This is a genomic window from Umezawaea sp. (assembly GCF_057122925.1).
This window is the reverse complement of the sequence record NZ_DBNGPQ010000103.1, coordinates 79,171-97,605: the sequence shown is the minus strand read 5'-3', so window position 1 is coordinate 97,605 and position 18,435 is coordinate 79,171. Positions and strand designations below refer to the sequence as shown.

Here is an 18,435-nt window from a genome sequence, read left to right as displayed (position 1 = left end):
CCCGCTCACGCCCCGACCGCCTGACCCCGACCGCCACCGGCGGCCCGGCCCCGACCGCCCGGCCCCGACCGCCACCGGCGGCCCGGCCGACGAACCCGCCCGTCCACGCCCCGACCGCCCGGCCTCGACCAGCACCAACGACGGCCCGGCCGGACGAACCGACCCGTTGCCCGTCGTGGGCCACCACATCAGCCACCCACGACCCGACCGCGCGAACCACCGCACCGGCCACGAGCCACCCGCGGTTCAGCCGGTCAGCGGTTCACCGATCGACCGGTGACGGCCCAGCGCGCCACCACGCCATCAGCGGCGAGCGTCCGCGCAAACCCGCCGACCCCACCCGACAGTGACGACCCACCGGGCCACCACGCCGTCAGCAACGAGCAACCCCACGAACCCGCCACACGACCCCGCCCGACGGCGACGGCCCAGCGCGCCACCACCCCATCAGCGGGCGAGCAACCCCCACGAACCCGCCACACCAACCACCCAACGGTGACGGACCGCCCGTGAGCGGCCCGTCACCAGGGCACCAGCGCGGCCCGCGGCTCTAGCTGTAGGCCGAGAGAGGAGGGCAGGAGCAGACCAGGTTGCGGTCGCCCTTGGCACCGTCGATCCGCCGCACCGGCGGCCAGATCTTCGGCGCGTCGACACCGGCCGGGAAGACGGCGGTCTCGCGGCTGTACGGGTGGTTCCACTCGCGGGCGACGGAGGCCGCGGTGTGCGGCGCGTTGCGCAGCGGGTTGTCGTCGGCGGGCCACTCGCCGGAGGCGACCTGGTCGATCTCGCGGCGGATGGCGATCATCGCGTCGATGAAGCGGTCGATCTCGCCGAGGTCCTCGCTCTCCGTCGGCTCGACCATGAGCGTGCCCGGAACCGGGAACGACATGGTCGGGGCGTGCAGGCCGTAGTCGGCGAGGCGCTTGGCCACGTCGTCGACGGTGACGCCGGTGGCCTTGGTGATGCCGCGCAGGTCGAGGATGCACTCGTGGGCGACGAAGCCGCCCTCGCCGGTGTAGAGGACCGGGTAGTGCTCGTCCAGGCGGCGGGCGACGTAGTTGGCGGCGGCGACCGCGGTCAGGGTGGCGCGGCGGAGGCCGTCGGCGCCCATCATGCGGACGTACGCCCAGGAGATCGGCAGGATCGACGCGGAACCCCACGGGGCGCCGCTGATCGGGCCGACGCCGGTCGCGGGACCGGCCAACGGCTGGAGGGGGTGGTTGGGCAGGTACGGGGCGAGGTGCGAGCGGACGCCGATGGGGCCGACGCCGGGGCCACCGCCGCCGTGCGGGATGCAGAACGTCTTGTGCAGGTTGAGGTGCGAGACGTCCGAGCCGAACTTGCCGTACTGGGCGAGGCCGATGAGGGCGTTGAGGTTCGCGCCGTCGACGTACACCTGGCCGCCCGCGTCGTGCACGAGGGCGCAGACCTCGCGGACGGTGTCCTCGTAGACGCCGTGCGTGGACGGGTAGGTGATCATGATCGCGGCGAGGTCGTCGCGGTGCTCGTCGACGGTCTGGCGCAGGTGGCCGAGGTCGATGTTGCCCTTGTCGTCGCACTTCACCACGACCACGCGCATCCCGGCCATGACGGCGCTGGCGGCGTTGGTGCCGTGGGCGCTGGACGGGATGAGGCAGACGTCGCGGGCCGCTTCGCCGCGCCCGCGGTGGTAGGCGCGGATCGCGAGGAGTCCGGCGAACTCGCCCTGGCTGCCCGCGTTCGGCTGGATGCTGACCGCGTCGTAGCCGGTGACCTCCGCGAGCCAGTCCTCCAGGTCCTTGACCAGTGCCAGCAGGCCTTCGGCGTCCTCGGCCGGGGCGAACGGGTGCAGGTCGGCGAACTCGGGCCAGGTGATGGGCTCCATCTCGGCCGTGGCGTTCAGCTTCATCGTGCAGGAGCCGAGCGGGATCATGCTGCGGTCGAGCGCGACGTCCTTGTCGGACAGCGCGCGCAGGTAGCGCAGCAGCGCCGTCTCCGAGCGGTGCAGGTGGAACACCGGGTGCGTCATGAACTCCGAGGTGCGGCGCAGCTCGGCGGGGATGCCGTCGGCGGTGTCGGCGTCGAGCGCGTCCACGTCCGGCACCTGCACGCCGAAGGCCTGCCACACGTCGACCAGGTTCGCGCGGGTGGTGGTCTCGTCGCACGCGATGGCGACGGTCGAGTCGTCGACCAGTCGGAGGTTGATGCCGAGCGCTCGCGCGGCGTCGACGACCGCTGCCGCGCGCTCGGGCACGTGCGCCTGCACCGTGTCGAAGAACTCGCCGTGCAGGACGTCCACGCCGCCCTCGACCAGGCCGGCGGCCAGCACCGTGGCCATCCGGTGGGCGCGCGTGCCGATGGCCCGCAGGCCGTCGGGGCCGTGGTAGACGCCGTACATCGAGGCGATGACGGCGAGGAGCACCTGCGCGGTGCAGATGTTGGAGGTCGCCTTCTCGCGGCGGATGTGCTGCTCGCGCGTCTGGAGGGCCAGCCGGTAGGCGCGGTTGCCGTCGGCGTCCTCGGACACCCCGACGAGCCTGCCGGGGAGCTGCCGCTCCAGGCCGGTGCGCACGGCCATGTAGCCGGCGTGCGGTCCGCCGAACCCGATCGGCACGCCGAAGCGCTGGGTCGTGCCGACGACGACGTCCGCGCCGATCTCGCCGGGCGGGCGCAGCAGCGTCAGCGCGAGCAGGTCGGCGACGACGACCGCGTTCGCGCCCGCCTTGTGCACCTCGGCGATCACCGACTCGTGGTCGCGGACCACGCCGGACGCACCGGGGTAGGACAGCAGCACGCCGAAGAAGTCTCCGCCCAGGCCGAGTCCTTCGATGCCCTGCGACAGGTCCGCGACGACGATCTCGATGCCCAGCGGCTCGGCCCTGGTCTCGATCACGGCCAGCGTCTGCGGCAGCGTGTCGGCGTCGACCACGAACTTCGTCGACTTCGACTTGCCTGCGCGGCGCACGAGCGTCATCGCCTCGGCGGCGGCGGTGGCCTCGTCCAGCATCGACGCGTTCGACAGCGGCAGCGCCGTCAGGTCGCCCACCATCGTCTGGAAGTTCAGCAGCGCTTCGAGCCGCCCCTGCGAGATCTCCGGCTGGTACGGCGTGTAGGCCGTGTACCAGGCCGGGCTCTCCAGCACGTTGCGGCGGATGACCGGCGGCGTGATCGTCCCGTAGTAGCCGAGGCCGATCATCTGCGTCATCGGCCGGTTGCGCCCGGCCAGCTCGCGCAGCTCGGCCAGCGCCTCGGTCTCGGTGGCGGGCGCGGGCAGGTCGAGCACCAGGTCGCCCTCGCGGATCGACGGCGGGATCGCCCGCTGCGCCAACTCCTCCAGCGAGCCGACACCGATGACATCGAGGATCCGGGCCAGCTCGGCGGGCCGGGGGCCCACGTGGCGGTCGGCGAACGGGGTGCCGTGCTCGAGAGCGGCGAGAGGAATGCGGTCCTGCGTCATGGAAGGCGCCTCCGGCGAGGGTTGGGCTACGGACACACTTCTGCCGTCTGCCCTCCCCCTCTGTCTCCAACCCGCTCGGCGGGCGCCTGAGAGCTTCACCCGGCCGAAACCGGGCTTTCACCGTCGGCGGGACCGAAAAACCGGCCCACTTTCCAGAGGCGTCTATCCCGTGCGGTCCTTGCGCCTGAGAGGTTCCGGGGAGGATTTGCTCCTTCGGCGCCGAACCTCGCCGGGTCCGGACTCTCCCGCACGGGGTCATGCGACTACCGGCCGATCGTACCGCCTGGCACCGCACGGGTAGCGCGGGCGCGACGCGGATCACCGCACGTCACACCCGGACGCGGCGGGACGAGGGGGTGGGCGGGGCGTTGGACGGGGCTCGGCGGCGGCCACCGCGGACGGGCTCACCGGCCGAGGGGCCACCGCGCCCCGGCCTCACCGGCGAGTGCGATGGTCCCCGTGAGCGGGTCCACCGGGCGAGGAGCCGTCGACTCAACCCGACCACGCGGGGCCACAAGAAGCCGTCGGGCTCGACCGCGCGGGGCGACAAGAAGCCCCCGGACTCGACCGGCCCGTACTGGGCCACAAGAAGGCGTCGGGCTCGACCGCGCGAGGTGACGAGGAGCGGCGACGACACTGCTTCCACGAAGCGGAAGGACTCCGGTGCGTCAGCGGACGCGCGACACCGGAGTGGTCGTTCGATTCGTGACGAAACCATCCGCGGTCGACCCGGTCCGGATCGACCGTTCCCCCTGGGACGAGCGGGCCGCGGCGGTGTGGGGAGCCACGGCCGCGGTCGTGAAGACCAGCGGCGTTCGGGCGCTTCCGACACCACCGCGGTCCGACGGGTTCCGGACAGCTAGCCGATGGCCCGGTTGCGCCTGCGCTGGGACAGTTCGTCGTTGCCGACGGCGTCGACCTCCACGCCGTCCGCGCGTTCCGCGGGGAACTCGTGGATGGTGCCGCTGATCTCCCGCATGGCGCCGCTCACCGCGATGCCGAACACGCCCTGACCGCCCTGGAGGAGGTCGACGACCTCCTCGGGGGACGTGCACTCGTAGACCGTCGTGCCGTCGCTGAACAACGTGATCCTGGCCAGGTCCTGCACGCCGCGCTTGCGGAGGTGGTCTACCGCGACCCTGATGTTCTGCAACGAGACACCGGTGTCCAGCAGCCGCTTCACCACCTTGAGGACGAGGATGTCCTTGAACGAGTACAGCCGCTGGCTGCCCGACCCCTGCGCACTCCTTATCGTCGGGTTGACCAGTCCGGTGCGCGCCCAGTAGTCGAGCTGGCGGTAGGTGATGCCCGAGATCTGGCACGCGGCGGGCCCGCGGTAGCCGACGTACTCGTCTGGCAGCGAGGAGTCCGGGAACAGCTCACCTTGTTCCCCGGATCCGGCCCGGATGGGCGCTTCCTCTGCCACGCCTGCCTCCCCTCGGCCGGCCTGACGACCGGCGACCGTCACCGGCGGTCCCGTGGTCGGGGAACACCGGCCGTGAAGGGCCACGCTGTGGAATCACACCGTCGCAATTCACTCGAGTTCGACGGTAGGACCGGGTTGAGGGCAGGTCAACGCGACGCGCGGTACACGAATTTCCTCACCCTCAACCAGAGGGTGAGAGAAAGCGCTCGCATGACCCGTTCGAGTGACGTTTAGTGATCGTTTAGCCCAACGCCCATGACCTTGGGTAGCACGGCCGTGGGACACCTCAAAGTGCGGTCTCCCCCACGGTTGTCACGGTGCGTCGCGACCCAGGACGCACGAAGGGCCACTCACCAGACTGGTGAGTGGCCCTCTCGGCACGAACAGGTCGTGTGCTCAGGTGTCCGCCCCGCGGAAGTCCTCCGGCGAGATGGAGTCGAGGAACTCGCGGAACTTCTCGACCTCGTCCTCCTGCTCGTCCGGGATGATGAGCCCCGCTTCGGCGAGCACGGACTCGTCGGCGTGGATCGGCACCCCGACGCGCAGCGCGAGCGCCACCGAGTCGCTGGGCCTGGCCGACACCCGCACGTCGCCGTCGAACACCAGCTCCGCGAAGTAGGTGCCCTCCTGGAGGTCCGTGATCCGGACCTGTTCGAGCTGGCGCCCGAGTGCGCCGATGACATCTTTGAGGAGATCGTGGGTGAGGGGGCGGACGGGCCGCACGCCCTGCTGTTCCAGCGCGATTGCGGTGGCTTCGACCGAGCCGATCCAGATCGGCAGGTAGCGTTCGCCCTCGGTTTCACGCAGCAGCAGGATCGGCTGGTTGGCGGGCAGTTCCACCCGCACTCCCACGACGCGCATTTCGCTCATCGGGTATCGCCTCCCTCAGCGCGCTGAACCACGGCGTCCCCGTACGACTACGAGGATCCTCCACGTACATCCTCGACGCTACCCGCCAAGCGGGCCCAGTGCTCCACCGGTATCCCCCCGGACATCACGATGCGGACACCGGCGACGAATCGCGGCGAGGCCTATCCACCTGCGACTCCGCGCAGTCCGGCCTTGACCAGCAGCGTGTGCAACGTGACGGAGAGCACCGCCAATTCCCGGAGCACCTCCTCCGCGCGACCGCGCGAATCCGGACCGCGCTGCCGGTAGAGCGGCGTGACGATCTGCTCCAGCAGACCGACTTCGCGATCGGCGGACGCCCGAAATGCCCTGAGATGTCGGGGTTCGATACCGAATTCGGCCATCGCCCGCACGGTTTTCGCGACGAGCACCGCTTCGGGGTCGTAGAAGCCCGCGGCACCGGGGCGCACGACCCCGTACTGCTCCAGGTCGGCGAGCATCGTCTTGCTGATGCCCGACTGCGCCAGCAGTTCCTCGCGGGTGAGGCGGCGAGTGGTCGCGGCCTGGTCGAAGTGCTCGACCGTCGGAACGCCCTCGACGGCGGCCAGCGCCCGTCTCGGCGGTTCGTCAGCCGAGTCGAGCTGCTGCTTGATGACCTTCAACGGGAGGTAGTGGTCCCGTTGGGCGGCCAGGACGAAGCGCAGGCGCTCGACGTCCGCTGAAGCGAACTGCCGGTAGCCCGAGGCAGTGCGTGCCGGGCGGACCAGTCCTTCGGATTCCAGGAAGCGGATCTTCGAGATGGTCACGTCGGGGAACTCGGGACGGAGCTGTGCCAGCACCGCCCCGATGCTCAACCCACCGCGCTGTGGCCGCCCGGCAGCCGTCACTGCTGCCCCTGGCCCCCGGCTCCCGGACCGGTCAGGAACACGAGGCGGAACTTGCCGATCTGCACCTCGTCGCCGTTCGCGAGAACGGCCTGGTCGACCGGCTCGCGGTTGACGTAGGTGCCGTTCAGGCTGCCGACGTCGATCACCACGAACTCCCCGCCTTCACGGCGGAACTCGGCATGGCGCCGGGAGACCGTCACGTCGTCGAGGAAGATGTCGCTGTCGGGGTGCCGACCCGCGCTGGTGGTGTCGCGGTCGAGCAGGAACCTGGACCCCGCGTTGGGGCCGCGCTTCACCACCAGGAGGGCCGACCCGGCCGGGAGAGCGTCGACTCCCGCGACCGCGGGTTCCGGCGCTGGTGCCTCGGCACCCTCCACGTCGGCGAGGAAATCCGCCCGGAAAACGGAGGTCCGCTCCGGGGACTGCTCTGGCGGAACGCCTGGCCCGTCGTTCGTGCTCACCTGAGCTCTCCTCCTGCTGCTGGAACCGTCGAGACCACTAGAACCTATCGTGCCCGATTCCTCACGCGAGGAGCGGCTCCCGAACAGGCCGAGAAGACGTCGGAAGATCGTCGTCACTCCCCCGCCGCCAGCTCCTGGTACGCGGCCGCGTCCAGCAGGTCGTCGACCGCGGTCGGGTCCGCCAACCGCAGCTCGATCATCCAACCCTCGCCGTACGGATCGCTGTTGACGAGGTCGGGCTGCTGGTCGAGCGAGTCGTTGCGGGCGACCACCTCGCCGGCGAGCGGCGCGTAGATGTCCGAGACGCTCTTGGTGGACTCGACCTCGCCGAGCGTCTGCCCGACGTCGACGGTTTCGCCGAGCTCGGGGAGCTGGACGAACACGACGTCACCCAGCTGCTCCTGGGCGTAGTCCGTGATGCCGATGCGCACGGTGGCCTCACCTGTGCGCTGCACCCACTCGTGCTCCTCGGTGTACTTGAGCTCCTCGGGAATCACCGCGGCGCGCTCCTTCATGGTGGTCTTCCCCGCTCGCCCGGATGGACGAGTCCGTCATGTCGAAGGGTGATCTTCGCACGCAGGATCTTCCCACGTGGCTCACCCGTTCAGGCAGCCACCACCCCTGGGGATCGACGCATGGCGAGCACCAGTTGCCAGAGGTACAGGCCGGCGGACCACAGGTACAGCGCACCACCCCAAAGCATGAACGCGTACGCGATCGGCCGGGCGATCTGCGCGGCGGTCGACCCGCCCTGCGCGAGCAGCAGGACCGGGAACGCGTAGAGCAGGTTGAACGTCGCCGCCTTGCCGATGTAGTTGACCTCGAACGGCCCGTAGCCGTGGTGGCGGAGGACCAGCAGGAAACCCCCGACCAGCAGTTCCCGGCCGACCAGGATCGCCGCGAGCCACAGCGGCACGATGTCGCGGACCACGAAGGCGAGCAGGGTCGCGAAGATGTAGAGCCGGTCGGCCGCCGGGTCGAGCAGCTTGCCCAGGTCGCTCGTCTGGTCGAGCCACCGCGCCAGCTTGCCGTCGAGCCAGTCCGACGCGCCCGCGAGCGCGAGCACCACCACCGCCCACCCGTCGGCACGGGGGCCGAGCAGCAGGTAGAGGAACACCGGCACCCCGAGCAGGCGCAGCACGCTCAACGCGTTCGGAACGGTCACCCACCGGTCACCCGGATCCTGACCTGTCTCGGCCACGTCACTCACACTCCCCCGTCGGCGCGCCGCCCGCACCGGGTGGTCACGCGGGAATGCTAATGCCGCAGGTCGAACGTCACCCGGCCATGTCGGCCACGGGTGGTGCCGGGTGCTTCGGGTGAGTGGGTGGCGGAACCCACGACGGGTCCTACCTGCTGAGGGACGACGAACGCCCCGGAACTGCCGGACCCCGGTCGCGGTGGTGAACTCCGGGGCCTACCCGGTCGGGGGACCTTGGTTCGGCTCCGACAGCCGACTCGGGCGGCGAGTTCCAGCGGTCGGCTCGGGCATCACCTTCGGCAGCGGGCTGCTCGGGCGTCAAGTTCCGGCGGTCGGCTCGGGCGTCACCTTCGGCAGCGGGCTCCAGCGGTCGGAGTTGTTCGTCCAGACTCGGCACGCCCGTGAGAATCGGCGAACCGGTCGACTCGCGCGGGTGGGGAATCGACTCCTGGAACAGCCGGATGTCGACAGGCGGGCCGGCGTCCGCAACCTCGGCTCTCGGACACTCGATCGTCCGAGAGCGGCCCGTTCGCGTCCAGGGCCCGACCGACGCGCCCCGTGGCGCATCCCCTGGCGCGACCCATCGATCCGCGGCCCGACCAGAACGGTCAGTTGCTCCGCGTGTACGTCCAGCCGCGGCGCTGGAGGTCCGCCCCGGTGAACGCCTGCGGGCGGCCCCGGTCGTCGACTCCCACCCAGCGGGCGCGGAAACCCTCGAGCACGTAGGCGTGGCCCTTGCTCCAGACGACGCTGCACGGTGCGGTGGGCAGCGCGCTGGTGCTCGTCGTGCGCGCCGCCCTCGGCATCGCGGGCTCGGGCTTGGTTTCCGTGGTGGTGCTCATCTGTATCCCTCCACTGGGACTGTCGTCGACGTGGTGTTCGGCGTTATCCACGTCTCACTGATTCTGCGGGACTGTGGCGGGGGACACCCGTTGTTCCAGGGGGTCGCGCGCCCACCGAGCACCTGTCGGCGCTGAGCTGTCGGCCGATTACGCCGGGCCGTCGGCAGACCGGTCGAGCTGACAACCGTTCACCGCGCGGGGAGCGCCGCACGTCGTTCGACGAACTACACCCGCACTGATCAACTTCACCATCACCGCAGGTCACGGCATCAAGCGGCGGACAAACTCGATCGCCGCGACACCGGTGAGGGCGACCACCAGGGCCGTCGAGACCGAGCCGGCGTTGGTCGGGTCCAGCTCGAAGAACGAGCGGCCGAGCGGGGTCAGCAGGGCGGTGAGGAACAGCGCGGCCATGGTCGCGACGAGCGCGAACTTCCACCAGACGAGTGGTCGTGCGACGACGAGGAGGACCCACAGCGCGAGGGTGAAGAGGGTGATGACGGCGGTCGTGCTGTCCTGCGCCTGGGTGGTGCCGTTGTCGACCGCGCGGGAGGTCCAGTAGGCCGCGAACGTCGCCACGGCGGCGATCGAGCCCACCGGGGCGGCCGTGCGCAGCACCCGGCGGACGAAGCCGCCGCGGGCGCGGTCGCCGTTCGGCGCGAGCGCGAGGAAGAAGGCGGGGACGCCGATCGTGAGGCCGCCGATGAGGGTCAGGTGCAGCGGCTGGAACGGGAACGGGAAGCCGACGACGCCGATGAGGATCGCGAGCAGCACCGAGTACACCGTCTTGACGAGGAACAGGGTGGCGACGCGCTCGACGTTGCCGATGACGCGGCGGCCCTCGGCGACGACGAACGGCAGCGTGGCGAACCGGTCGTCCAGCAGCACGATCTGGGCCACGGCCCGCGTCGCCGGGCTGCCGGAGCCCATCGCGACGCCGATGTCGGCGTCCTTGAGCGCGAGCACGTCGTTCACGCCGTCACCGGTCATCGCGACGGTGTGGCCGCGGGCCCGCAGGACGCCGACCACGTCGCGCTTCTGCGCGGGGGTGACGCGGCCGAACACCGCGCCCTCCTCGACCTCGTCGCCGAGGGAGGCGGGCAGCCGCCGCGCGTCCACGGGCGCGGTGGCCCCGACCAGCCCGAGGGACGCGGCGACGGCGCCGACGGCCACCGCGTTGTCGCCGGAGATGACCTTGACCGCCACCCCCTGCTCGGCGAAGTACGCCAGGGTCTCCGCCGCGTCCGGCCGCACGCGCTGCGCGAGGACGACGAGCGCCACCGGCTCGACCCCGCCGGGCGCGGTGGGGGCGTCGACCGGCACGGACGCGCGGGCCAGCAGCAGCACCCGCAGGCCCCGCGCGCCCAGGTCCTCGGCGGTCGCCAGCGCGGCGGAGCCGGGCGGCAGGAGGACGTCGGCGGCCCCCAGCACCCAGTTCCCGGCGGGGCCGAAGCTCGCGCCGCTCCACTTGCGGGCCGAGGAGAACGCGGCGAACGCCGTGACCGGCCACCCAGGGGGGCGCGGACAGGCCTCGGCGACGGCCTGGAGGCTGGCGTTGGGGCGGGGGTCGGCCGCGGCGAACGCGGCCAGCACCTCCTCGGCGTCGACCCCGGCGAGCAGCGGTCGCACCTCGGCCAGCCGCATCCCGTTCTCGGTCAGCGTGCCCGTCTTGTCCGCGCACACCACGTCGACGCGCGCCAGTCCCTCGATGGCGGGCAGCTCCTGGACCAGGCAGTCGCGCCGCCCGAGCCTGACGACGCCGACGGCGAAGGCGACGCTGGTCAGCAGCACCAGGCCCTCCGGGATCATCGGCACGAGCGCCGCGACCGTCCCGCGCAGGGCGGAGCGCAGGTCCTCCTGGCCGTGGAGCTGGCTGTAGGTGATGAGCGCGCCCGCGGGCAGCAGGATCCACGTGACGAACCGCAGGATGCGGTCGATGCCCGTGCGCAGTTCGGAGCTGACCAGGGTGAACCGGCTCGCCTCCTCGGCGAGCTTCGCGGCGTAGGCGTCGCGGCCGACCCCGGTGGCGCGGTAGCGGCCGGTGCCCGCGACGGCGAAGCTGCCGGACATGACCCGGTCGCCGGGCCGCTTCACGACCGGGTCGGCCTCACCGGTCAGCAGCGACTCGTCGACCTCCAGCGCGTCCGCGCCCACGACCACGCCGTCGACCACGACGGTGTCGCCCGCGCCGAGTTCGAGGACGTCGTCGAGCACGACCTCGTTCGCCCCGACCTCGACCTTCGCGCCGTCGCGCCACACCACGGGCTTGGCCTCGCCGAGGACCGCGAGGCGTTCCAGGGTCTGCTTGGCCCTCAGCTCCTGGACGATGCCGATCAGGCTGTTGACCACGATGAGCAGGCCGAACAGGCCGTCCTTGAGGGGGCCGACGACGACGATCACGGCGAACAGCGCGCCGAGCACCGCGTTGAAGCGGGTGAGGACGTTGGCGCGGACGACGTCGCCGAGCGTGCGCCCGGCCCGTGCAGGCACGTCGTTGGTCCGGCCGTCCGCGACGCGGTCCCGCACCTGCGCTGCCGTGAGCCCGTGGTCCAGGTGCGTCGCGTCCGGCATGGGCCGAGCGTAGATCCGCTCCGGCGCCCCGGCCTGCCGGACGTGGACGGGTGGAAACCGGTGCCCCCTGCCCGTCGGGAGGGCCACCCGGCCGCGGCCCACGCCCGTGTCGATTCGTCCTACGGGTGTCAAAACACACACCTTGACCAGCGAGGACGGTCGGCGTGGCGGCGCGCGGGACCGGGCCGGACCGGGCCTCGAAGGCCCGACCTCGGCTACCGTGGGTGTCGACCGCTGGACACGGGGCCGTCCCCCGTGCGGACCGCGGTCAGGCTGATGAGGTGCTGCGTGACCGGTGTCAGACGGTTGAGCACGACCGACCACTTGGAGATCCGCCGCTGGGCGGAGAGCAGGGAAGCGGCGCCGATCGCGCACCGCGCGAAGGGCCTCGGGTTCGACTTCCCCGACTACGACGACGACATCGACCCGATCACCTGGGACCGGTGGTTCGAGGAGTTCGACGCCCGTGACCTGGAGTTCGTCTACCAGGTGAGCGAGACGGACCGGCCGACGAACCACTTCCAGCTCAGGCCGAGGGACCCGGACCGCGCACCGACCTCACCGGACTCGCGGGTACCCCGGTCCTTGTGATGGTTCATCACGTTACGTACGGTAGGTCTCGCAGCGGTTGAGCCAACAGCCGCGCCGGGGAGTTCCGGCGGGCCCGCACGGCCATTTTTCGCTGCACACACGCGTAGCGTCGCGTCGCTTGTGCCCCCAGGACTCCCCACACCATCCACACGGGCACAACAAGAGGGAGATCCCACGTGACGGTCCAGGATCCGAACGTCGTGGACGCGAGCCGCAACGAGCAGGCCATCGGCCTCGCGGTGAGCCACCCGGCGCAGGATGTCACCGTCGTGTCGGTCTCGGGCGAGATCGACATGCTGTCGGCTCCGGCTCTGCGCACGTACGTCCACACCAACCTCGTCGACGAGGGCACGTTCGTGCTCGACCTGTCGGGGGTGTCGTTCCTCGGATCGGCGGGACTGGCCGTGCTGGTGGAAGCCGCGCAGGAGAGCAGAACCAGGCGGATCGCGTTCCGCGTCGTCGCCGCCGACCGCGCCGTGACCAGGCCCATCGTGGCCACCGGTCTCGGTGAGGTGTTCGCGGTGCACGCCTCGCTCGACGAGGCGCTCGGCTGACGCGTCACCTCCCGGTGGGCGACACCACGTCCGCCACGAGCGGCACCCCGGACTCCGCGAGCGCCGTCCACGCGGGGGTGCCCGGCTCGGCGAGCACGACGAGGCGGTTGCCCGCCGCGCACGCCGCGTCGGCGACGGAGAACACCGCGTGCACGGCCCCCGCCGTCTCCGCGCCGATCCCGCCGAGGTCGACCACGACGGGCACGCTGCCGCCGCGGGCCGCGGTGAGCAGGGAGCGGCGCAGCGCGGCGCCCGCGCTCGCGGGCACGTCGCCGCGCACCGTGACGCGCACGCCGGACCCGCGTTCCTCGACCAGCACCTCGTGGCCGTCCGGCGGGGCTTCCAGTGCCTCGGAGCGCCGGGGGCGCGGCGAGCGGCACAGGCTGACCGACGTGCCCGCCGAGGTGCGGTCGACGACGACCTGGTCGACGTTCTCGCGCATCAGGAGCAGGCCGCGGCCCCGGCCGGACAGGGCGGCGGGTGGCACGCGCCACCGGCCGTCGTCGGACACGACCACGCACACCGCGCCGTCGGACGCCAGGGTGGCCTTGACCAGCACCGTGCCGTCGACACCGGGCGGGTAGGCGTGCTCGATCGAGTTGGACACCGCCTCGTTGAGGGCGAGGAGCAGGTCGTAGGCGACGTCGTCGTCGACACCCGCACCGGTCAGCCAGGCGTCGAACGACCGCCGCATCCGCGCGAGGCTGTCGGAGCGCGTCCGGAAGTCGAGGGCGAAGCGCTCGGCGGCGCCGTCGACGTGGTCCACGGATCGCTCGGCAGGCGGTTGGGCGCGCATCGAAACGGGCTTCCCGCGCGAGACCGTTCTTACACGTGTGAAACGGGTCGGATTCGGGTAGTGCTAGGACCATGGCCAGAACTACAGGACGGACTACGAGGTGAGCGTGTCGCAAACGGAGCCGCACCGCGGTGAGTCGGAAAGCACCTTGCAGGGCGTTGAGCTGCGCATGGCGGCCAACCCCACGCAGCTGTCGATCGTGCGGGCGGTGGCCGCTGACATCGCGATGCGGCAGGACTTCGACCTCGACTCCATCGAGGACCTCAAGCTCGCCGTGGACGAGGCGTGTTCCACGCTGATCGCGCTGGCCGCGCCGGACGCGGTGCTGAGCGCGCGGTTCGTGGTGACCGACGGTGTCGTCCAGGTGTCGACGCAGGTGGCGTCGAAGCGGTCGTCCCCGCCGGACCGCGACAGCTTCGGCTGGCGCGTGCTGAGCGCGCTGGTGGACTCGGTGACGACGTGGGTCGCGCCGCAGGCCGGTGAGGACGAGTACGTGGTGCACATCGACCTGGTCAAGCGCGGGTTGGTGGATGCGTGACCGAAACCGGCGCGGAGACCACTCCGGAGACCGCGGTCGCGGTCTCGACCAGCGGGGACGCGACGCCGTCCTCCAGCACACGGGGTGACTACGACCACCTGGCACCGCTGTTCGTGACGCTGGCGGCGACGCCCGCGGACGACCCCCGCCGGGAGCGGCTGCGCGATGAACTGGTGACCGAGCACCTGCCGGTCGCCAAGCACATCGCGCGCAGGTTCGGCAACCGGGGTGAGCCGCACGACGACCTCGTGCAGGTGGCGACCGTGGGTCTGATCAACGCGGTCGACCGGTTCGACCCGGAGCGCGGCAGCGACTTCCTGTCGTTCGCCGTGCCGACGATCATGGGTGAGGTCCGGAAGTACTTCCGCGACTCCAGCTGGTCGGTGCGGATGCCCAGGCGGCTCAAGGAGCTGCACCTGGCGATCAACGCGGGGTCGTCACGGCTCTCGCAGACGCTGGGCAGGGCGCCGACGCCCAGCGAGCTGGCCGCTCACCTCGGCTTGACCCGCGAGGAGGTCCACGAGGGGCTGGCTGCGGGCAACGCCTACCACAGCGCGTCGCTGGACGACATGCTGCTGGCGGACGACAGCTCGATCTCGCTCGGCAACACGCTCGGCGCCGAGGACCCGGAGATGGAGGTGATCGAGCAACGGGAGGCGCTGCACCCGCTGCTCGAACAGCTGCCGGACCGGGAGCGCAAGATCGTGGTCATGCGGTTCTTCGGGAACATGACGCAGACCCAGATCGCCGACAAGATCGGCATCTCGCAGATGCACGTGTCGCGGTTGCTGGCGAAGACGCTCCGCCAGCTTCGCGACGGCCTGGAGGAATAGCGGGAACAGCCTGGACGGCTCAGGCGACACGGAGGCGACGACGGGTCGACGCGATGATCTTGCGTCGCTCGTCCTCGCCCATCCCGCCCCACACGCCGTACGGCTCCTGCGCCTCCAGCGCGTGCTGGCGGCACTGCTCCAGCACCGGGCACGCGGCGCAGATGCGCTTCGCGTGGTCCTCGCGCGCGGAGCGGGCGGAGCCCCGCTCGTTGTCCGGGTGGAAGAAGATCGCGCTGTTCGCGCCCCGGCAGTGTCCTTCCATCTGCCAGTCCCACACGTCGGCGACCGGCTTGGGCAGGCGGGTGGTGCAGGTCATCACGGTCTCCTCAGCGGTAACTGTTCGGCGACCCTGAACTACCCGGCGCCCGCCGGGGCGCAAACCTGTCCCATACCGCTTTTTGCCGGTTCTCACCGATCGGGCTACGGGTGACGTTCGGTTCCTCCCGCCTCAACCGTTCGACCAGGGAGTTTTCCGCCCGCCGCCGAACCGCCCCGATCCCGCGGTGACGAAGCGGACCCCGGCGGTCACACGTCGAGCAGGAGCAGCCCGCCGAAGTAGAGGCAGGCGAGGGCGACCGCGCCGAACACCAGCACCCACAGGGTTCCGGGGACGCCGGTGAGGCGGGCCAGCTGGTCGGCGTCCGAGCTGGGGGCCCGGCCGCGCACGCGCTTGCGCTGGAGCTCCCACACGGGGCGGACGCCGCCGAGCAGCAGGAACCAGCAGAACAGGTAGCCGAAGGCGTTCTGGACGTCCACGGTCGCGAACCAGGACACGGCGAACACGATCGCGCCCGTGACGACGACGGAGATCACGCCGAAGACGTTGCGGATCATCACCAGCATCGCGATCAGCAGTGCGGTGCTGCCCCACAGCATCGGCCGGATCTGGTCGACGGCCACCAGCGCGGCGCCGCCCAGGCCGAGCAGCGACGGGGCGACGTAGCCCGCGAACCCGGTCAGGACCATGCCGAACCCGGTCGGGCGACCCCTCGACACGGTGACGCCCGAGGTGTCGGAGTGCAGCGTGATCCCGGACAGCCTCCGACCGCTGAGCAGCGCGAACAGCGCGTGTCCGCCCTCGTGGGCGATGGTCACGACGTTGCGGCTGATCCGCCAGATCCCCCTGCTGAGCACGAGCACCAGCGCCACCAGCGCTGACCCCAGGACGACCGCGGCGTCCGGCTTGTCCCACAACTCGGTGATCGTCGGCACCGGACCAATACTGCCAGTCAGCACTCGCGGGCGGCCCGGCGGACGATGTCCAGGGCCTCCTCGACGTGCGTGCGGTGCGTGCGGTGGCTGAGCACGCACAGCCGCAGCGTGTGCTTCCCGTCCAGGCGGGTGCTGGACAGGAAGATCCGCCGGGTGCCGTTGATGCGCTCCAGCAGCCGCTCGGTGGTGGCGTCGCCGAACGGCGAGCGGAACACCGTCACGGTGAGGTCGGGCGCGAGCGGCACCTCCAGGTTCCGGTCGGCCGACAGCTCCCGGTGCACCAGCGCGGCCAGGTCGAGCTTCTCGTCCAGTTCGGCGCGGAACGCGGCCACGCCGTGCAGGTGCAGCGGCAGCCACAGCCGCAGCCCGCGGTACTCCCTGGTCAGCTCGGGCCCGAGGTCGGCGTAGTCGGGCAGGTCGTGCTCGCGGTCGAGGTCCTGGAGGTAGTGGCCGTCGGCGGCGTGCGCCCTCCGCAGCCGGTCCTCGTCGCGGACCAGCAGCAGCCCGGTGCCGTAGGGCAGGAACAGGCCCTTGTGCGGGTCGAGGGTGATCGAGTCGGCCCGGTGCACGCCGCGCAGGACGGCCCGGCCGCGGTCGGTGAGCTGGAACGAGCCGCCGTAGGCGCCGTCGACGTGGAACCACAGGTCCTCGCGCCGCGCGAGGACCCCCAGCCCGTCCAGCCCGTCCACGGTGCCGGTGCTGGTCGACCCCGCCGTGCCGACCAGGAAGAACGGCTTCAGCCCGCGCTCGCGGTCCTCCGTGATCAGGGCCCGCGCCGCGGCGAGGTCCATCCGCAGGCCCTCGTCGACCGGCACCACGCGCACCTGGGCCGAGGTGAACCCGGCGATCCTCGCGGCCTTCGCCACGCAGTAGTGGGTGTGCTCGGTGACGTAGATCGTGCCGAGCGGGTCGGGTCCGCCGAGCCGGTCCTCGCGGGCGGCGGTCAGCGCGGCCAGCGTCGCGATCGACGCGCCGGACGTGATCACGCCGCCCGCGCCGTCGGGCAGGTCGAAGCGGCGGCAGAACCAGCGGACGACCGCCTGCTCCATCGCGACCAGGGCAGGCGCGGTGTCGGCCACGCCGGTGAAGCGGTTCACCGCCTGGGCCAGCGTCTCGGCGAGCACGGAGCTGAGCAGCCCGCCCGCCGGGAAGTAGCCGAGGTAGCCGGGACCGGCGGTCTCCACCGCGTAGCCCGCCGCCCGGCCGAAGGTCGCGAGCAGCTCGTCGAAGGTGCCGGGCCGCTCCGCAGGCTCCGCGAGGAACTCGCGCAGGTCCGCGGGCCCCGGTTCGGAGGCGGGCGCCTTGGCCAGCCCCGCGACGAAGTCCTCCACGAACGCGCCCACCGCGTCGGTCCACGCACGCCGGGTCTCCCGGTCCGGTTCCAACATGGCGGCAGGCTAGGTCGGGGCGTCAGGGCCGATCTTGTACGTTCTTGCGCCGGTAGTGGCCGGGCGGGACCCCGACGATCCGCCGGAAGTGCCGGGCCAGGTGCGACTGGTCGGTGAACCCGACCTCCACGGCCGCCCGCGCGACGGGCGTGCCCTGGTCGAGCAGCGCGCACGCCCTGCGGACCCGCAGCTGGTTGAGGTACGCGTGCGGCGGCAGCCCGTGCCGGGCGCGGAACGCCCGCAGCAGCGCGAACTGCCCGGTGCCGACCTCGGCCGCCAGTTCCGCGAGGCTGGGCGGCTCCGCCAGCCGCTCGTGCAGGATCTCCCGCGCCGCCTCCACGTCCCGGCCCCCACCCGCGGGCACCGGCGACCGTTCGCCGCCGTACGCGCGCAGCAGGGTGGACAGGGCGTGCCCCAGCAGGGAGCCCGCGGCCAGCGGGTCGGCCGACTCGGCGGCCCGGTGGGCGGCGACGAGCGCGGCGGCGGCGTCCGCGTCGTAGACGACCTGCTCGGTGAACCACGGGTTCGGGGTCCCCGCGACCTCGGCCACCACGTCGACGTCCGGGTAGAAGACCCGGTACGCCCACCCGCCCTCGTCGGCGGGCCGCCCGGTGTGCACGACGCCGGGGTTGATCATCACGAGCCCGCCCGGCCGCACCCGGTGCACCTGCCCGCCGAGCCACAGCTCCTCCACGCCGGTGGTCGCGACGCCGAGGACGAACGTGTCGTGGCTGTGCCTGCCGAAGCCGTGGTTCACGTAGTGCGCGCGCAGCAGGTGCACGCCCGACACCGCGGGGTGCCGCCAGTAGCGCACGTCGTCGACAGCGGTCATCCGGCCACAGTAGGCGGC

Annotated in this window: 18 protein-coding genes, 1 pseudogene and 1 riboswitch; of the genes and pseudogenes, 5 read left to right on the top strand and 14 right to left on the bottom strand. The window is 71.8% G+C overall.

The features are described 5' to 3' along the window. Positions 1 to 280 (top strand): annotated as a pseudogene (locus AC156L_RS24345) (hypothetical protein); the annotation flags it as partial. Between the two features lie 270 nt (positions 281 to 550). On the opposite strand, the gene gcvP reads toward AC156L_RS24345, so the two are convergent. From gcvP to AC156L_RS24300, 9 genes are all read right to left on the bottom strand, one after another. Beyond that, the gene (gene gcvP, locus AC156L_RS24340; protein WP_330874186.1) at positions 551 to 3,436 is read right to left on the bottom strand and encodes an aminomethyl-transferring glycine dehydrogenase; all 2,886 of its coding nucleotides are present in this window, start codon (positions 3,434 to 3,436) and stop codon (positions 551 to 553) included. Positions 3,437 to 3,598: 162 nt separating this feature from the next. Then, positions 3,599 to 3,694: riboswitch (glycine riboswitch) on the bottom strand. A gap of 601 nt (positions 3,695 to 4,295) precedes the next feature. Beyond that, positions 4,296 to 4,862, bottom strand: coding sequence for a MerR family transcriptional regulator (locus AC156L_RS24335; protein ID WP_330874185.1), 567 nt, complete (start codon positions 4,860 to 4,862; stop codon positions 4,296 to 4,298). A 396-nt stretch (positions 4,863 to 5,258) separates the two neighbouring features. Further along, on the bottom strand, positions 5,259 to 5,732 hold the full coding sequence (locus AC156L_RS24330) for a bifunctional nuclease family protein (RefSeq protein WP_259627294.1): 474 nt from the start codon (positions 5,730 to 5,732) through the stop codon (positions 5,259 to 5,261). Between the two features lie 161 nt (positions 5,733 to 5,893). After that, positions 5,894 to 6,598: a transcriptional regulator FtsR gene (gene ftsR, locus AC156L_RS24325; RefSeq protein WP_330874184.1), complete on the bottom strand. Its 705-nt coding sequence runs from the start codon at positions 6,596 to 6,598 to the stop codon at positions 5,894 to 5,896. Further along, positions 6,595 to 7,059, bottom strand: coding sequence for a glycogen accumulation regulator GarA (gene garA / locus AC156L_RS24320; RefSeq protein WP_330874183.1), 465 nt, complete (start codon positions 7,057 to 7,059; stop codon positions 6,595 to 6,597). Before garA ends, ftsR begins: the two co-directional genes overlap by 4 nt. 113 nt (positions 7,060 to 7,172) lie before the next feature. Beyond that, entirely contained in the window at positions 7,173 to 7,574 is a 402-nt protein-coding gene (gene gcvH / locus AC156L_RS24315) for a glycine cleavage system protein GcvH (protein ID WP_330874182.1), read from the bottom strand. An 89-nt stretch (positions 7,575 to 7,663) separates the two neighbouring features. Next, positions 7,664 to 8,269, bottom strand: coding sequence for a cardiolipin synthase ClsA (clsA, locus tag AC156L_RS24310; protein ID WP_330874181.1), 606 nt, complete (start codon positions 8,267 to 8,269; stop codon positions 7,664 to 7,666). A 599-nt stretch (positions 8,270 to 8,868) separates the two neighbouring features. Further along, complete coding sequence (locus AC156L_RS24305) at positions 8,869 to 9,102, bottom strand: hypothetical protein (RefSeq protein WP_330874180.1); 234 nt, start codon at positions 9,100 to 9,102, stop codon at positions 8,869 to 8,871. A gap of 261 nt (positions 9,103 to 9,363) precedes the next feature. Further along, a complete protein-coding gene (locus AC156L_RS24300) occupies positions 9,364 to 11,673 on the bottom strand; it encodes an HAD-IC family P-type ATPase (RefSeq protein WP_330874179.1) in 2,310 nt (769 codons plus the stop codon). A 288-nt stretch (positions 11,674 to 11,961) separates the two neighbouring features. Here AC156L_RS24300 and AC156L_RS24295 point away from each other — a divergent pair, with 288 nt between their 5' ends. Beyond that, positions 11,962 to 12,264 (top strand): hypothetical protein, encoded by a 303-nt coding sequence (locus tag AC156L_RS24295; protein ID WP_330874178.1) that lies wholly within the window; start codon positions 11,962 to 11,964, stop codon positions 12,262 to 12,264. 176 nt (positions 12,265 to 12,440) lie between these two features. Continuing rightward, positions 12,441 to 12,818 carry an STAS domain-containing protein gene (locus tag AC156L_RS24290; protein WP_330874177.1) on the top strand — a complete coding sequence of 126 codons (378 nt, stop codon included), beginning with the start codon at positions 12,441 to 12,443 and terminating at the stop codon, positions 12,816 to 12,818. Positions 12,819 to 12,822: 4 nt separating this feature from the next. On the opposite strand, the gene AC156L_RS24285 is transcribed toward AC156L_RS24290, so the two are convergent. Then, positions 12,823 to 13,584, bottom strand: coding sequence for an ATP-binding protein (locus AC156L_RS24285; RefSeq protein ID WP_330874176.1), 762 nt, complete (start codon positions 13,582 to 13,584; stop codon positions 12,823 to 12,825). A gap of 136 nt (positions 13,585 to 13,720) precedes the next feature. Here AC156L_RS24285 and AC156L_RS24280 point away from each other — a divergent pair, with 136 nt between their 5' ends. Beyond that, positions 13,721 to 14,152, top strand: a complete 432-nt coding sequence (locus AC156L_RS24280; RefSeq protein ID WP_330874175.1) for an ATP-binding protein — start codon at positions 13,721 to 13,723, stop codon at positions 14,150 to 14,152. Next, the gene (locus AC156L_RS24275) at positions 14,149 to 14,985 is read left to right on the top strand and encodes a SigB/SigF/SigG family RNA polymerase sigma factor (RefSeq protein WP_330874174.1); all 837 of its coding nucleotides are present in this window, start codon (positions 14,149 to 14,151) and stop codon (positions 14,983 to 14,985) included. Before AC156L_RS24280 ends, AC156L_RS24275 begins: the two co-directional genes overlap by 4 nt. 19 nt (positions 14,986 to 15,004) lie before the next feature. Here AC156L_RS24275 and AC156L_RS24270 read toward each other — a convergent pair whose 3' ends face one another. The 4 genes from AC156L_RS24270 to AC156L_RS24255 all read right to left on the bottom strand — a co-directional run bounded on the left by AC156L_RS24270 (position 15,005) and on the right by AC156L_RS24255 (position 18,417). Next, the gene (locus AC156L_RS24270; RefSeq protein WP_330874173.1) at positions 15,005 to 15,301 is read right to left on the bottom strand and encodes a WhiB family transcriptional regulator; all 297 of its coding nucleotides are present in this window, start codon (positions 15,299 to 15,301) and stop codon (positions 15,005 to 15,007) included. A gap of 209 nt (positions 15,302 to 15,510) precedes the next feature. Beyond that, positions 15,511 to 16,197, bottom strand: coding sequence for a M50 family metallopeptidase (locus AC156L_RS24265; protein ID WP_330874172.1), 687 nt, complete (start codon positions 16,195 to 16,197; stop codon positions 15,511 to 15,513). Positions 16,198 to 16,214: 17 nt separating this feature from the next. After that, positions 16,215 to 17,585: a pyridoxal phosphate-dependent decarboxylase family protein gene (locus AC156L_RS24260; protein WP_330874170.1), complete on the bottom strand. Its 1,371-nt coding sequence runs from the start codon at positions 17,583 to 17,585 to the stop codon at positions 16,215 to 16,217. A 22-nt stretch (positions 17,586 to 17,607) separates the two neighbouring features. Next, positions 17,608 to 18,417: an AraC family transcriptional regulator gene (locus AC156L_RS24255; protein WP_330874169.1), complete on the bottom strand. Its 810-nt coding sequence runs from the start codon at positions 18,415 to 18,417 to the stop codon at positions 17,608 to 17,610. Between the last annotated feature and the right edge of the window lie 18 nt (positions 18,418 to 18,435).

Bases quoted from the DNA above. Each gene is read 5' to 3' on its own strand.
- gcvP (WP_330874186.1), bottom strand. From the start codon at position 3,436: ATGACGCAGGACCGCATTCCTCTCGCCGCTCTCGAGCACGGCACCCCG.
- AC156L_RS24330 (WP_259627294.1), bottom strand. From the start codon at position 5,732: ATGAGCGAAATGCGCGTCGTGGGAGTGCGGGTGGAACTGCCCGCCAAC.
- gcvH (WP_330874182.1), bottom strand. From the start codon at position 7,574: ATGAAGGAGCGCGCCGCGGTGATTCCCGAGGAGCTCAAGTACACCGAG.
- AC156L_RS24305 (WP_330874180.1), bottom strand. From the start codon at position 9,102: ATGAGCACCACCACGGAAACCAAGCCCGAGCCCGCGATGCCGAGGGCG.
- AC156L_RS24300 (WP_330874179.1), bottom strand. From the start codon at position 11,673: ATGCCGGACGCGACGCACCTGGACCACGGGCTCACGGCAGCGCAGGTG.
- AC156L_RS24270 (WP_330874173.1), bottom strand. From the start codon at position 15,301: ATGACCTGCACCACCCGCCTGCCCAAGCCGGTCGCCGACGTGTGGGAC.
- AC156L_RS24260 (WP_330874170.1), bottom strand. From the start codon at position 17,585: ATGTTGGAACCGGACCGGGAGACCCGGCGTGCGTGGACCGACGCGGTG.
- AC156L_RS24255 (WP_330874169.1), bottom strand. From the start codon at position 18,417: ATGACCGCTGTCGACGACGTGCGCTACTGGCGGCACCCCGCGGTGTCG.